Origin of the sequence: Saccharopolyspora sp. NFXS83, from assembly GCF_026241095.1 — a bacterium.
Lineage (GTDB): Bacteria > Actinomycetota > Actinomycetes > Mycobacteriales > Pseudonocardiaceae > Saccharopolyspora_C.
In genome coordinates this window covers 103414-117437 of record NZ_JAPFGB010000005.1, presented here as the reverse complement: position 1 = coordinate 117437, position 14024 = coordinate 103414, and the positions used below count along the sequence as shown (strand labels likewise).

The window sequence follows — 14024 nt, the reverse complement described above, 5'->3', positions numbered from 1 at the left end:
TCCCGTGGTGATCACCCGCCGTCGCTGCGGTTTCCGCTACCGGTACGGTCACGCGACTCGTCCTGCAAGATCATTCAAGTTCTGAAAACTCGAGCGGGCCGACGGCGGCCCGGATCCCTGCGAGGTGTGCATGCCCGGCCACGACTACGACGTGCTCGTCATCGGCTCCGGTTTCGGCGGCGGGGTCTCCGCGCTGCGGCTCACGGAGAAGGGCTACCGCGTCGGGGTGCTGGAAGCGGGCAAGCGGTTCACCGACGCGGACTTCCCGAAGACCTCGTGGCGGGTGCGGGACTACCTCTACATCCCGGCCTTGGGCTGCTACGGCATCTTCCGGCTCAACCTGCTCAAGGACGTGCTGATCCTCAGCGGAGCGGGAGTCGGCGGCGGATCGCTGGTCTACGCGAACACGCTCTACGAGCCCCCCGCGGAGTTCTACGCCCACCCGCAGTGGGCCGGGATCACCGACTGGAAGGACGAGCTCGCCCCCTACTACGACCAGGCCAAGCGGATGCTGGGGGTGACCGAGAACCCGCGGGACACGCCGTCGGACCGCGCGATGCGCGAGGTCGCCGAGGACCTGGGCATCGCCGGGACCTACCACCGCTCCCAGGTCGGCGTGTACTTCGGAGAGCCCGGCGAGACGGTGCCGGACCCGTTCTTCGGCGGCGCCGGCCCGGAGCGCAAGGGCTGCCTGCACTGCGGTGAATGCATGACCGGTTGCCGGCACAACGCGAAGAACACGGTCGCGAAGAACTACCTGCACCTGGCGGAGAGCGCGGGCGCGGCGGTGCACCCGCTGACCACGGTGACCGCGGTTCGACCGCTGCCCGACGGCGGCTACGCGGTCGACACGGTGCGCACCGGACGGCGGATCCGCAAGCAGCGCCGCACGTTCACCGCCGCCGAAGTGGTGTTCTCCGCTTCCGCGCTGGGAACGCAGAAGTTGCTGCACAAGATGCGCGACGAGTCGGTGCTGCCGCGGATCTCGTCCCGGCTCGGGGTGCTCAGCCGCACCAACTCCGAGCAGATCCTCGCCGCCCGCGCCCGCGGTGACGAGCAGGACTACAGCGAAGGCGTCACCATCACGTCCTCGCTGCACCCGGATCCGACGACCCACATCGAGCCGGTGCGCTACGGCAAGGGCAGCAACATGCTCTCGCTGCTGGAGTCCGCGCTGGTCGATCCGCGGCCGGGCCGCAACCGGCTGCTGCTGGGGCTGCGGCACATGCTGCGCAACTGGCGGGACCTGCCGACGCTGCACAACCCGCGCCGCTGGTCGCAGCAGACGATCGTGCTGCTGGTGATGCAGGCGGTGGACAACTCCCTGACGCTGCGCACCAAACGCGGGTTGTTCGGCCGCAAGCTCAGCAGCGAGCAGGGCGCCGGGGAACCGAACCCGACGTGGATCCCCGCCGGGCACGCGGCGGCCCGCTCGCTGGCGGAGAAGATCGACGGGGTGCCCGTCGGCACGTGGGCGGACCTGGCCAACGTGCCGATCACGGGGCACTTCATCGGTGGCTGCGCGATCGGTTCGGACGCCGAGCACGGCGTGGTCGACGCGTACCACCGGCTCTACGGCCACCCCGGTCTGCACGTCGTGGACGGCTCGACGATCTCGGCGAACCTCGGGGTGAACCCGTCGCTGACCATCACCGCGCAGGCCGAGCGCGCGATGGCGCTGTGGCCGAACAAGGGCGAACCGGACCGCCGTCCCGAACTCGGCGAGCCCTACCACCGGATCACCCCGAGCCACCCCGTCGGCCCCGTCGTCCCCGAGGCGGCACCCGGCGCGCTGCGGCTGCCGGTGACACCGGTCTGACAGCCTGTGCCGGTGGGGACCGGACCAGGACACCCATGAAGAGGAGCATCGATGCCCTACCCGCCCGAACCCTGGGAGCTGCGCGGCAGCCTGCACCTGTCGCTGTGGCGGCTGCCCGACGCGGAGCTGCCGGGCACTCCGGTGGAGACGCCGCCGATCCTCGTCGGCGGCTCCGGGTTCGTCGGCACCGCCTGGGTGGTCTACGGCCAGGGCAGCGTCATGGAGTACAACGAGCTGCTCAGCGCGGTGCTGGTGCACGACCGGTTGACGCCGCGGGTGCACATCAGCCACATCTGGGTCGACAGCGCCGACTCCGAGCAAGGCGGCCGGGAGCTGTGGGGAATTCCCAAGCGGCAGGCCGAGTTCGAGCTGCGCTCCAGCACCGGTGAGTCCCGCTTCTCGCGCGTGACGTCGTTCGCGGCCGGCGGCATCGCCTCCGCCGGGTTCACCCGCCTCGCGCCGCTGCCCGGGTCCTGGCCGTTCGCCTACCGCATCGCCCAGGACCTGAACGGGTTCCAGCAAACGCCGGTCAGCGGGTCGTCGAGCGTCGTCTGGTGCACTTCGTCGTGGCGGTTCGAACCGGACGGCCCGCTGGGCTGGCTGGGCGGGCGGCGGCCGGTGGCGAGCCTGGCGCTCAACGACTTCGCGATGCGGTTCGGCGCCGAGGGAGCCCGGTAGGGCTCCGCCCGGCACCTGCCGCAGCGCTGCCCTAGCGGCTCAGGCGCCGGAAAAATCCTGATTTTCCTTGGTGTGGGGCGGAATCGGGCACTGTGGCGAACTCGGCCACGGCGCCCGTTCCGGCCCCGGCCGTGCGACCATCTAGGTCATGACTGGTTCCGCGCGCGCACTGCTCGATTCGATTCATCAAGAACTCGCCCCCCGTGAAGGGGAGAATCGACTGGTGCCGCTGGTGCAGGAGGGGACCGCGCCCCGGTCGGTGCTGGGCGCGCTGGCCGCCGAGGAATCCCGCATCGTGCCGTGCGACTGGCGCAGCTTCCTGACCCTGTCCGCGCGTGCCACCGACCGCCCCACCCGCGAGTTCTTCGCGGGACTCGCCCAGGGGGAGGGGACCGCGCTCGGCGCGCTGCCGAAGCTCTCCGCGGCACTGGGCTGGAGCGAGCAGGACGTCGCCGACTACCGCCCGAAGGCCGGGTGCCAGGCGTACCCGGCGTACATGTCGTGGCTGGCGCTGCACGCCGACCCCGGCGACGCGGCGGTGGCGATCGTGTCCAACTTCGCCGCGTTCGGCGCGTACTGCGCCGAGGTCGCCCGAGCGCTGCGCACCCGGTACGGACTGTCCGATTCGGACTGCGAATTCTTCGACCTGTTCGGCACTCCCGCGCCCCGCGCCGACGAGCAGGCGGAGGCCGCGGTGCAGGCGGGACTCGACGCGGGCACCACCACCGACGCCCTCGCCCGCCAGTACGCGGGTCTGTTCCAGGACTACGAACTCATGTTCTGGAACACGCTTCCGGACGAGATGTAGCCCGCGTCGCGGTGGGGTGGCGGAACCTCGGCGTTCTTCTCGCTGCGGGATCGATTTCGCGAGTGGCTCCGCCACACGCAAAATTGCCGTCCTCGCGAGAAGAACGCTGAGAACCCGCCGGTGGTCCGGCTGCGTGCCGGGTCACCGCTCAGCGACTTCGCCGCTGACATGACGACGATCGAGAACGCTCGTCGTCGTCGGCCTGGGGTCCGCCGCGCGGTCAGCTCTTGGCCTGGAGCAGCGGTGGTAGCCGGTGGATCTCGCCGTCGGTGTGCAAGCGCAGGAAGGCGTCCACGACGGCGGGGTCGAACTGCGTGCCGCGGCCGTCCCGCAGTTCCTGCAGCGCCTCGTCGACGGTGAGGGTGTGCCGGTAGGGCCGGTCGGCGAGCATCGTCGCCCACGCGTCGCAGACCGAGATGATCCGCGCCTCGAACCGGACCGCCTCCGCGGCCAGCCCCAGCGGGTAGCCCTTGCCGTCCCAGCGCTCGTGGTGCTGGCGCACGATCTCGGCGATCTCGTGCAGGTCCGGCACCGACCGCAGCAGGTGGTAGCCGTGATCGGGGTGCTGGCGAAGCAGCGCCCACTCGGCTTCGTCGAGCGCGGCCGGTTTGCCCAGCACCGACTCCGGGATGACGATCTTCCCGACGTCGTGCAGGCGCCCGGCGAGCTCGGTGTTGTGCACGGTCGCGGCGTCGCCGCCCATCGCACGGCACACCACCCGCGCGTAGGAACCGACGGCGCGGCCGTGCGAGTGCGAGGACAGGCAGTGGTCGACCTGATCGCTCACCGAGTGCAGGTAGCCGAGCGCCGCGGTGTGGTCCACCGCGGTCACGGCGACCGGGCGCTCGCCCACCGAGATCCGATCGCGGCCCTCGGCCTTCGCCGCGTACAGCGCGCGGTCGGCGGCGGCCACGACCTGCAGCGGGTCCTCCTCCTGGCCGGTCGCCTGCGCCGCCCCGACCGAGGTGGTCACCGCGATCCATTCGGCGCGGTCCACGACGACCGGCTCCCGCGCGACCGCCATCCGGAGCCGTTCGGCGATCGCAGGCACGTCCTCATCGGCCACGTCCGTGCTCAGCAGCGCGAATTCCTCGCCGCCGTAGCGGGCCAGCACGTCCCCTTCGCGCACGACCTCGCGCAGCCGCTTCGAGATCTCCACGAGCACGCGGTCGCCCACCGGATGCCCGTAGCGGTCGTTGATGGACTTGAAGTGGTCGACGTCCACGATGAACACCGCGAGGCGCGTGCGGGCTCGGCTCGCCCGCGCCAACGCCTTCGGCAGTTCCATCTCGAAGTACCGGCGGGTGTGCAGCCCGGTCAGCGAATCCGTCACCGCGAGCCTGCGCTGCTCGGAGACCATGACCACCAACCTGCCCAGGGTGAGCAGGAACAGCACCGCGCAGGCCGCCGCGATCGCGTTCACGTAGCCGTTCGAGACCCGGGCGTTCTCCAGCACCAGGATGCCGGGTGCGATGAGCGAGGCGGCGGCCAGCATCGTCACCCGCAGCGGGCTCAGGTTCAGCTCGCGGCCCGGACCGGGCTGGGTCAGCGCGGCCATCGTCGGGTGCAGCCCGGCGGTGCCGAGGGCGATGTTGCCCGCGAGCCACAGCGCGTCCAGGAAGTTGCCTGCGAAGTAGCTGCCGTCGATCCGCTGCAGCACGTAGATCGAATCGGCGCCGAGGAAAGCCAGCAGGTTGCCCACCAGCAGGAAGAACGAGGGCGGGCGCGGTCCGGGGTCGAGCAGCAGCCGCAACCCGACCGCGAGCAGCGCCAGGTCCAGCACCGGGTAGGCCACGTAGGCCGCGGTGGTCAGGCCGGACTCGTCCCCGGTGGTCAACGGCTTGATCAGGTACAGCCAGGACAGCAGCGCCGCGGCCACGCCCAGCACCGTCGCGTCGATGAGGCTCAGCAGGTCGCGGCGCGGCGAACGCGCTCTGATCAGCAGCAGCACCCCGGTGACGATCAGCGGGTAGTGCGCCAGGTAGAGGATGTCGGCGACGAACGGGAACGTGGTGATGCCCAGCAGGTAGTGCGCGGTGTAGAAGCTCGTGTCGGCGAGGAAGTACACGGCCTGGCTGCTGGCGATCAGCAGCCACGGCAGGCGCCAGCGGGGCCGGTGCGCGCGCAGTCCGCACAGCAGGGCGGGCACCGCGGAGCCGCTGATGGCGCAGTAGAGCACGATCCGCAGCGGGTTCGTGGCGTCGTTCTCCGGGATCGCGAAGTAGGCGAGGGCCACCAGCGCGCAGACCACCAGGTAGATCGGCCAGACGAGGCCGCCGAACGTCCGCCGAACCGTGCTGATCATCGAAGCCTTTCCACTGGGGACACGACCGTAGCGGTCGGGCGGCGGTCGATGCCAGGCATGAGGGGTTCGATCCGCCGAAGATCGGCCTCACCATAGCGGCAGGGGGCAGCGCGCCCGATGATGTGGATCACTGCGGGCCCGCCCGCGGATCGGAGGAAGCGGGCCGGCGGCGCGAATCCGGGCGCGGTCGGTCGTCGGCCCGGGGAAGGGGGCGTCGCCATTGCCGTCCACAGTGGAGTCCCCATGGCCGCGAAGCGCGTCTCAGCGCAGCAGCGCGGTGACCAGGTCGTCCAGGCCCGCGCGGATCCGCTCCAACGGCATCCCCGCGACCTCCTGCTGGTAGGTGATCAACACCGACCCGAACGGCGCCAGCAACGCGTCGGCCCACACCTGCGCGTCCCCCTCCGGCCGGGCCGAACGCAGCAGCTCCGCCAGGTGGGCGCGGTGCGCGCCGTAAGCGCCGCTGAGGTGGCGGGCGTGCGCGCTGTTGGTCTCGGCGACCAGCAGCAGCGCCGATTGCTCGTCCACCCGGTCGAGTAGCGCGTCCAGGAACGCCCGGATCCGCTCGCCGGGCGCCGCGCCCGGACCTAACGGCGCGGGCCCGCTGAGGAACGCCTCCTGGAACTCCCGCTCCCGCTCGTCGAGCAGCGCGTAGGCCAGTCCCGCGCGGTCCCCGAACCGCCGGTAGACGGTGCCGACGCCGACCCCGGCGGACTGGGCCACGTCCTCCATCGACAACGACTCCACGCCGTGCCTGCGCACCATGCCCTGCGCGGCGTCCATGATCCGCCTGCGGTTGCGCGCGGCGTCGGCGCGCTCGACGTGCGCCGCGCGCTCGGTGCACGTCGGGTCGCAGGCCGGCTGGTCGGCTCGCATCGGAATCCCTCCCTCGATCCGCTACGTCCGCACAGTGTGCCGATCCGGTGCGGGGAGCCCAACGGCGCCGTGCCCTGCGAGCCGGTGACCCGGTCAGTTCGGGGCGGACTCCTGCGGCCCGTCGACCACCTTCACCACCCGTGCCTGCGCCACCGCCGCTGGCGCCCCGCCGGGCCGAGCCGGGTGCCGACCACGGCCGCCATCACCACCAGCACCAGCCCGGCGATGCTCAGCGTCACCACCCGCATCGACCGCCAACACACCCGGGTACGACGCCGGATGTCGGGATCAGCTCCATGCTGCCGCGTACCGCGGTCCGACCGCCGCGGCGACCTGTGCGGGAGTGGCCGACGGCGCCAGCAGCACCCGAGGGCGTTGGCCGGACTGCGGGACGACGACGCCCGCGTCGGGCTCTCCGCGGGCCGCAGCAGCAGGCCCGCGGGCACCGGCTCGACCAGCAGGCCGGAGACCGAGTTGCTCGCGCGCGGCAACGCCGACTCCCAGCCCGGCGTCGGCAGCCGGAGCGCAGGGCTGCGCGACGGTGCCGGTGCGGAACAACCGCCACGCGTGCTCCCCGGTACCGGCGAAGATCGCCCCGCCCGGAACCAGCGCCAGCAGCCCGTCCGGAGCGAGCACGTCCACGCGGAACTCGTCGGCCAGCCGCTGCGCGGGCGACCACCCGTGCTGGCCCGCCTAGTGCAGTCCGGACACCGCGACCCACACCTGCGGCGGCTGCGGTCCGCGGCTCACGCTGCCGAGCACACCGCGGAAGGCCCCGTGCAGCGAACCGAGGAAAAAGGCATCGGTGACCGCGGCGGCCGAGGCCAGCACCATACCGGAACCGGGCGGCTGCGCGACGGTGCCGAAGAACCGCTGTTCGCGTTCGTCCTGATCGCCGACTTCGCGGATCACCGCCTTGCCCGCCTGGGACTGGACGTACAGGCTCGGCGAGCAGGGGGACCCGGTCGTGCTGGAGTCCGGTGCTGACATCAACCGCTCTCGTTCCGCGCGCAGTCCGCCCCTCCGGTGCGGGCTTCGGTGCCCGCGCGAAGGCGCGGCCCGTACCGGGCCCCAGTCTCCTCACCCGGCGGTGCCCGTCGGGCGACGGGCCCAACGGAGGTGGGCGGCGAGATCCGGATCATCGCACGCGCGTTCGCGGGAACCCGCCGGTACCCGCGCGCACGAACGGGCTCAGGTCAGCGTGCTCGGGTCGGCCGGCACGTCCACGGCGTGCTCCTGCAGCGCGCTCAGCGGGACCACCTCGATCGCCTTCGCGTGGGTGGCGGCCAGCAGCACCGGTGGAGCCGCCCCCGCCGAATACGCCTCCAGCCAGCGCGAGGCGCACACGCACCAGCGATCACCGGGCTGCAGGCCCGCGAATCCGTACTCCGGGCGGGGCGTCACCAGATCGTTGCCCGTCTCCTGTTGCTGCACGAGGAACTCGGTGGAGACCACGGCGCACACCGTGTGCTCGCCGACGTCTTCCGGTCCGGTCGAGCAGCAGCCGTCGCGGTAGAAACCGGTGAGCGGTTCGGTGCCGCAAGGCTCCAGTTCGCCACCGAGAACGTTGCGATCGGTCGTCATGAGGGCACCTTCACTCCAACACCTGGACGCCGGTAGGGGGCAGGCCCGAGCCGGGTCGACCTCCCCGGAGGGCGACCGCCCTCGGAGGCTGGACGCCCTGCGACCTCAGGCCCCGAAACCTGAGCTTCCAGTGTGGCGAGAACGGCGGTATCCGTCCAGTGGCGCGTTTTCGCCCCCGGCGCCCGATTCCTAGCGCGGCATCCGACGCCAGATCGGGCGCGGCACGTACCGCAGCACGCCGAACAGCACCCGCAACGCGAACGGCACCCACACCTCGACGCGGCCCCGGCGCAGCGCCCGCACCGCGGCATCGGCGACCTGCCCGGGGGTGCTGGAGAACGGCGCGGGGGACATGCCCTCGGTCATCCGCCCGACGACGAAGCCCGGCCGCACCACCAGCAGGCTCACCCCGCTGCCCGCGAGCGCGTCCGAGAGACCGGCCGCGAACCCGTCGAGTCCGGCCTTGGCCGACCCGTAGACGTAGTTAGCCCGCCGCACCCGAACCCCGGCCACCGAGGAGAACACCACCAGCCGTCCGCGCCCTTGCGCGCGCAGCGCGGTCGCGAGGTGCGTGAGCACCGAGACGTGCGCGACGTAGTCGGTGTGCACGATCGACACCGCGTGCTCGGCGTCGCGCTCGGCGCGTTCCTGATCACCGAGGATGCCGAAGGAGACGATCACGTCGTCCAGCGTCCCGTGCCGCGCGGTGAGGTCGTCGAGCAGCTTCCGGTGCGTGCTGAGGTCGTCGGCGTCGAACTCCACCCGCTCCACCTCGGCGGCGCCGGCTTCGCGCAGCAGGGTCTCCTGCTCGTCGAGGTCGTGGCTGCGCCGGGCCGCCAGGACCACCGTGCGGGCCCCGTCCCCGACCATGCGGGCGGCCAGTTCGACACCGATCTCGCTGCGGCCACCCAGGACCAGAACCGTTGAGCTCATCGCGGATCAGTGTGCCCGACCGTGCTCAGCGCGCTCCGGGTGAGGGGGCCAGCCCGCCGCGGCAGAACGCGACGACCTTCTCCCGCAGGGTTCCCCGGTCCACCGCGGCCACGGCCTCGTGCCCGGCATCGACCTCGAAGTACCGGAAGGCGGGGCCCGCGACGGCCGGTCCGGCGAGCCTCCGGCGCAACGCCCGCGCCCGGCCGACCGGCACCGTCTCGTCGCCGGTGCCGTGCACCAGCAGCACCGGCGCGGTGTTCGCCTCCATGCCCCGCGCCAGCTCGTCGTCGTCGGTCAGCAGCGGCGCCAGCGCGACGCACGCCGACCACAACCCCGGCGTGCTGCCCGCTGCCTGCAGCGCGAGTCGTCCGCCGTGCCCGCCGCCGAGCAGGATCGGACCGGGCAGTCCGGGCCGCTGCGAGCGCAGGTGATGCCCGAGCGAGATCACCCCGGCCAGGTCCGGCCCGCCCCACTTGCCGTCGTCGGCGCGGTGGTTCGGCGCGATGACGGCGACTCCCACCGCCGCCAAGTCCTGGAACAGCGGGTGGAACTCCCAGTGCCACAGCGCCCCTTCGGCGTGGTGCAGCGCGAGCACCACGTGCTCGCAGGAACGCCACTTCGCGCCGCCGTAGACGATGGCCTCGATGCCGCCGCCGAGGCGCAGCAGGTCCGCCGACGCCCACGGCGGCTGCTCCGGGCCCGGCTCCTCCGGAATGGCGGAGCAGGATCCGCTCGGCGAGACCGTCACCAGCGTCGCCGGCCGGGCGGGCGAGGAGAACGGCACCCGCACCGTGCGTCCGTTCAAGTGCGCCTGCTCTCCGGTGCGACCGGGCGGCAGGGTGAGCGCGGTGAGCTTGTCGTCGCGCGGGGAGTAGAGGTCCAGCGCGGACAACGCGCCCGATTCCCGCCGCAGCAGCACCCGCTGGCCGCTGTCGTCCACGGTCAGCGGGATGTGCGTCGGGCACAGCCGGTCCGGGAACCGCACGCTGCCCGCCCCGTCCAGCAGCACCCAGCCCACCCGATCCGCGCCGGTGGAGGTGGAGCGCACCAGCAGCAGCTTGGAGCGCTGGTGGTGCAGCAGGATCCGGTCATCGCTGCCGGGGGACAGCGAGAACAGCGGCTGCCACGATCCGCGCCGCAGGTCGGCCAGCACCCCTTCGACCGCGTGCCCGGGCCGGGACAGGTTCAGCGCGAGCAGATCCGCGTCGGTGTCGAGCCACACACCCCCAGAGGCGGCTCCTGGCAGCCGCACGAGTGGCTCGACACCGGGCGGGCCGTCCGTGAGTCGCCAGACGGCCGTCTGTTCCGGGTCTTCACGGGCGACCAGGAAGCCCAGCTGCGCCGCCGACGGGCTCGGCAGCAGGTAGCCGTCCGCCGCGCGCACTTGGCCCAGGATGTGGGCGCGCGGGACCGGCGGAGCGATCAGTTCCAGCTCGGCGAGGTCGCCGCGCTCGGTCAGCAGCAGCACTCGCCCGTCGCCCAGTGGCAGCACCTGCGCGTAGGGATCGACGGCCCTGCTGTGGTGGATCAGTTCAGGTCCCGAGGAGCGGATCTTGCCGGGGATCTGGCCGAGGCGACGGCTGCGCAGCACGTGCGGGCGGGTGCCGCGCGCCGCGAAGGACCACAGCTCCAAGGTGGACGCCTCGGCGCTGGTGCGGACGCAGGCGACCTCCCGGCCGTCGGGGGAGAAGCCGAAGTTCGACCTGGCCACGGCCAAGGTGGCGGGCCGGATCGGGGCGGGTGCGCTCATGCGCGCCTCGGGCAAGCGGAATGCACTCCGCGACAGTAGAAAACCGCTGTTCAGGGAGGTTTAGGGTTTGCTTAAGGGCGTGTTTGCGTCACCCGTAACGGGCAGGATCGTCACTCGGACGTGTCAGTTCGGCGCCGATTTCCGGGGATGCCGGGGAACGGGCGGGGGTCGACGGAGATCTCCCGCATCCGCTTGCCGTAGAGCTCGTAGCGGCGGCGGGCCTCGCCGAAGCGCTCCGCGCGCAGCAACGTGCTCACCAGGTCGAGGTGCGCCTCTTCGTCGTAGCAGTCGTCGCGCAGCAGCCGCAGGGCGAAGCGGGCGACGCGGTCGGTGTCGCCTTCGGCCCGCAGCCGCCGGGTCAACGCCCGCAGCACGGCGACGTGCGTGGTGCGCAGCTCGTCGGCCAGCGCGTCCGCCCAGGCCTGGTAGGGGTCGTCCTCCAGGAAGTCACCGGTGTAGGCGGCCTCGGCGTCCAGCAGCTGCGCGGTCGCGGAGGGCAGCTCGTCGCGGTGCGCCTGCAGCGCCCGATCGGCCTGGGCGAGGAAGGCGTCGACGTCGACGCGGACGTAGCGCGGGTCGAGGCCGACGGTGCCGGTCTCACTCGTCAGCAGGACCGAACCGGTCATCGGCCCGGGGCCCGAGAGCACGTCGCGCACGGTCGACAGCAGCACCGAGAGCCGGTTGCCTGCGCGCACCGGGTCGACCTCGGGCCACAGCAGTTCCATCAGTTCTTCGCGGCGCAGGGGACGCCGCTTCGCGACGAGGATCTTCAGCAGCTCGCGGGCTTTGCGGGACTGCCACGCCGCGCGCGGCACCGGCAGCCCGGCGTGTTCGATCCGGAACACGCCCAGCGCGCGCAGCGCCACCGGCGGGGCCAGCCGGGCCACCGCCGCGAGCGGGCCGGCGGCGGCCCGGGCGTCGGGCGTCGCGCCATGCTCGCGCAGGGTGCGTTCGGCGAGGTCCGCGACGGCTCCGGCACCGTCGCGCACCGGGCCGAGGCGGTGGCGCAGCAGCACGGCCTGCGCCTCCTCGACGGCGAAGCCGCCTTCACGCCAGATCTGCACCGCCTCGTCCAGCGCCGGTCCGTGCTCCAGCGGGTCGGGGGACGTGACGGCGGTGAGCGCCAGCGCCTCCGCCAAGCCGGGTTCGTCGCCGCGGGTGCGGGCCTGCTCAGCGGCGAGCGCGGCGTCCGCGATCGCCGGTTCGAGGTCTCCGGCCTCCCAGGCGATCCAGCCGCGGGTGAGCAGGGCGCGCACCTCGTGCAGGTGTTCGCCGAGGTCCACCGCGCGCTGGGCGAGCACGCGCGCCCGCGCCGGGTCGTCGACCGCGCGGATCCGCGCCAGCCCGATCAGCGCGGCGCTCGTCCCGAGCACGTCCCGCGCGGGTTCGGCCAGTGCCAGCGCCTCCTCGTAAGCGGAGCGGGCCCGTTCGAGCCTGCCGCGCTGGCGGTGCACGTCGCCGCGCACGCACAGCGGCCAGGCGAGGTATCCGGTGCCGAACCGACCGAATCCGTCGCAGGCGGCGTCGACCGCGACGGTCGCCTCGTCGAACCGGCCGAGCCGGGCGAGGGCGGTGCCGCGCTGGGTCAGCGCGTGAGCCCGCAGCAGCGGGTCGCCGTGCTTCTCCGCGATCCGCAGCGCCGCGTCGGCGTGAGCCAGGGCCGGGGCGGGTTCGCCCGCTTCGGTGCAGTGCAGCGCGCGCAGCGCGTGCAGCCTGCCGAGAGGCACCGCCGGTGCGTTCTCGGCGGCGTCGAACCAGGCGGTGCGCGCCTCGCGCTGGTCGCCGCGGGCGGCGGCGAGCACGGCGCGGGCGATGCGGGCGGCGGTGGGTGCCGCTGATCCGGGCGCGCAGTTCGCGGCGATCTCCTCAGCCCGGATGGCGGCCTCCCGGCCGCGCGCGATGTCACCGGTGAGGCGGTGCGCCAACGCGGCGATCGCGGAGAGCCGGGCCTCGTCGGGGGTGGTGCCGGTGCCGTGCGCGGCGGCGCAGGCGTCGAGCGCTTCGGCGGGCTCGGCCCTGGCCAGGGCGGTGGCGGCGATCCGCCACGCCAGAGCGGGGTCGGCCGGTGAACCCGCGCGCCGCCAGCACGCGGCGGCCTCCGGCCAGCGGCCCCGCAACCGGTGCGCCTGCCCGACGAGGCGCGCGAGGGCCTCCCCGGCCGAGTCGCCGAGCAACGCCGCGGCGTCGAGCACCACGTCGACGTGCCCGTCGTCGAGGAGCCTGCCACCGACGTCGCTGAGCAGCGCGGCGCAGCGCTCGGTGTCGCGGGCGGCGACGAGGTGGCGCAGCGCGCGCTCGTGCCGGCCGGCGCGGTGGTCCTCCTCGGCGGCCTGGCGGTGCAGCGAGGTGCGGGTTTCCGGGGTCACCGTGCGAGGTTCCGCGAGGAACTCGGCCAACGGGGGCACCAGCGCCCACCGCCCGGTTCCGGCAGGGCGCAGCAGGCCGCGCCGGGCGAGGTCGGTGAACATGCCGCCGGGTTCTTCGGAGGTGACGTCGCCGAGCACGGCCAGCCGGTGCAGCGCGTGGCGCGCCCGCTCCGGCTCGCGGTCGAGGACCTCTTCGGCGAGGTACGGGTGGAACCGGTCGGCTGACGGCATCCCGGAGCGGCGGGGTTCGGGCACGGTCCGCAGCGACTCGATGGCGCGGCAGACCGCGGCGGGCCAGCCACCGGTGCGTTCGCTGAGTTCGTGGGCGAGCGCGACGTCGCCGTCGCCGAGGGCGCCGTCGAGCAGTTCGGCGATCTCGTCGGTGTCGAAGGCGAGGAGCCCGGCGTCGATCTCGCCGACCTTCCCCTGCCCCCGCAGGCGTTCCAGGGAGAACGGGGGTTCGTGGCGGGACAGCAGCACCAGCCGCAGTCGCGGCGGCGCGGTGCGGCACAGGTCGGCGATGAGCGAGACCGCGTGCTCACCGGCCTCGTGCAGGTCGTCGATCACCAGGTGCAGGTCCGCGGGGAGGTCGCGCAGCCAGTCGCAGATCGCGCCGCGCTCGGTGGCCGGAGCTGGACCGGGCAGGTGCGGGAGCGCGGCGTCGACGAGGTGGGTGAGCAGCCGTCCGGCGTCGTCGCCGGAGCTCTCGGGCGACCACCAAGCGGTGGTGACGCCCGTGGCGGCCCATTCCTTGACGGCCGTCGTCTTGCCCCATCCGGCCGCCGCGATCACCAGGCACACCCTGTTCCGGGTGGCCGTGTCGAGCGCGTCGTCCAGCAAGGGGCGCGCAACGGTGCCCGTGCCGAGCTGGTCGCGACGTGTCATCACACCTCCCCACCTGCGTT

11 protein-coding genes are annotated in these 14024 nt (G+C 73.1%); 3 read left to right on the top strand and 8 right to left on the bottom strand.

Features of this window, described 5'->3' with window-relative positions:
* Positions 1 to 130 precede the first annotated feature (130 nt).
* The 3 genes from OOZ19_RS07360 (at position 131) to OOZ19_RS07350 (ending at position 3305) form a co-directional block, all read left to right on the top strand.
* A complete protein-coding gene (locus OOZ19_RS07360; protein WP_266089255.1) occupies positions 131 to 1819 on the top strand; it encodes a GMC family oxidoreductase N-terminal domain-containing protein in 1689 nt (562 codons plus the stop codon).
* Positions 1820 to 1870: 51 nt separating this feature from the next.
* Positions 1871 to 2497, top strand: a complete 627-nt coding sequence (locus tag OOZ19_RS07355) for an acetoacetate decarboxylase family protein (RefSeq protein WP_266089254.1) — start codon at positions 1871 to 1873, stop codon at positions 2495 to 2497.
* A 148-nt stretch (positions 2498 to 2645) separates the two neighbouring features.
* Positions 2646 to 3305 (top strand): thiaminase II/PqqC family protein, encoded by a 660-nt coding sequence (locus OOZ19_RS07350; protein WP_266089253.1) that lies wholly within the window; start codon positions 2646 to 2648, stop codon positions 3303 to 3305.
* A gap of 220 nt (positions 3306 to 3525) precedes the next feature.
* Here the strand turns inward: OOZ19_RS07350 and OOZ19_RS07345 are convergent, their stop codons facing one another.
* The 8 genes from OOZ19_RS07345 to OOZ19_RS07310 all read right to left on the bottom strand — a co-directional run bounded on the left by OOZ19_RS07345 (position 3526) and on the right by OOZ19_RS07310 (position 14004).
* Positions 3526 to 5610 carry a diguanylate cyclase gene (locus OOZ19_RS07345; RefSeq protein WP_266089252.1) on the bottom strand — a complete coding sequence of 695 codons (2085 nt, stop codon included), beginning with the start codon at positions 5608 to 5610 and terminating at the stop codon, positions 3526 to 3528.
* A 261-nt stretch (positions 5611 to 5871) separates the two neighbouring features.
* Entirely contained in the window at positions 5872 to 6486 is a 615-nt protein-coding gene (locus OOZ19_RS07340) for a TetR/AcrR family transcriptional regulator (RefSeq protein ID WP_266089251.1), read from the bottom strand.
* Positions 6487 to 6774: 288 nt separating this feature from the next.
* Positions 6775 to 7128, bottom strand: coding sequence for a hypothetical protein (locus OOZ19_RS07335; protein ID WP_266089250.1), 354 nt, complete (start codon positions 7126 to 7128; stop codon positions 6775 to 6777).
* A gap of 51 nt (positions 7129 to 7179) precedes the next feature.
* Positions 7180 to 7476: a hypothetical protein gene (locus OOZ19_RS07330; RefSeq protein ID WP_266089249.1), complete on the bottom strand. Its 297-nt coding sequence runs from the start codon at positions 7474 to 7476 to the stop codon at positions 7180 to 7182.
* 201 nt (positions 7477 to 7677) lie between these two features.
* On the bottom strand, positions 7678 to 8070 hold the full coding sequence (locus tag OOZ19_RS07325; RefSeq protein ID WP_184478895.1) for a DUF2237 family protein: 393 nt from the start codon (positions 8068 to 8070) through the stop codon (positions 7678 to 7680).
* Positions 8071 to 8259: 189 nt separating this feature from the next.
* Entirely contained in the window at positions 8260 to 9003 is a 744-nt protein-coding gene (gene dprE2, locus OOZ19_RS07320; protein WP_266089248.1) for a decaprenylphospho-beta-D-erythro-pentofuranosid-2-ulose 2-reductase, read from the bottom strand.
* Positions 9004 to 9028: 25 nt separating this feature from the next.
* Positions 9029 to 10753, bottom strand: coding sequence for an alpha/beta hydrolase family protein (locus OOZ19_RS07315; RefSeq protein ID WP_266089247.1), 1725 nt, complete (start codon positions 10751 to 10753; stop codon positions 9029 to 9031).
* 110 nt (positions 10754 to 10863) lie between these two features.
* On the bottom strand, positions 10864 to 14004 hold the full coding sequence (locus tag OOZ19_RS07310) for an ATP-binding protein (protein ID WP_266089246.1): 3141 nt from the start codon (positions 14002 to 14004) through the stop codon (positions 10864 to 10866).
* Positions 14005 to 14024 lie beyond the last annotated feature (20 nt).

What these genes read in the sequence shown, in the direction of transcription:
- OOZ19_RS07360 (WP_266089255.1), top strand. Translation starts at nt 131, where the DNA reads ATGCCCGGCCACGACTACGACGTGCTCGTCATCGGCTCCGGTTTCGGC.
- OOZ19_RS07315 (WP_266089247.1), bottom strand. Translation starts at nt 10,753, where the DNA reads ATGAGCGCACCCGCCCCGATCCGGCCCGCCACCTTGGCCGTGGCCAGG.
- OOZ19_RS07340 (WP_266089251.1), bottom strand. Translation starts at nt 6,486, where the DNA reads ATGCGAGCCGACCAGCCGGCCTGCGACCCGACGTGCACCGAGCGCGCG.
- OOZ19_RS07345 (WP_266089252.1), bottom strand. Translation starts at nt 5,610, where the DNA reads ATGATCAGCACGGTTCGGCGGACGTTCGGCGGCCTCGTCTGGCCGATC.
- OOZ19_RS07325 (WP_184478895.1), bottom strand. Translation starts at nt 8,070, where the DNA reads ATGACGACCGATCGCAACGTTCTCGGTGGCGAACTGGAGCCTTGCGGC.
- OOZ19_RS07330 (WP_266089249.1), bottom strand. Translation starts at nt 7,476, where the DNA reads ATGTCAGCACCGGACTCCAGCACGACCGGGTCCCCCTGCTCGCCGAGC.
- OOZ19_RS07310 (WP_266089246.1), bottom strand. Translation starts at nt 14,004, where the DNA reads ATGACACGTCGCGACCAGCTCGGCACGGGCACCGTTGCGCGCCCCTTG.
- OOZ19_RS07350 (WP_266089253.1), top strand. Translation starts at nt 2,646, where the DNA reads ATGACTGGTTCCGCGCGCGCACTGCTCGATTCGATTCATCAAGAACTC.
- dprE2 (WP_266089248.1), bottom strand. Translation starts at nt 9,003, where the DNA reads ATGAGCTCAACGGTTCTGGTCCTGGGTGGCCGCAGCGAGATCGGTGTC.
- OOZ19_RS07355 (WP_266089254.1), top strand. Translation starts at nt 1,871, where the DNA reads ATGCCCTACCCGCCCGAACCCTGGGAGCTGCGCGGCAGCCTGCACCTG.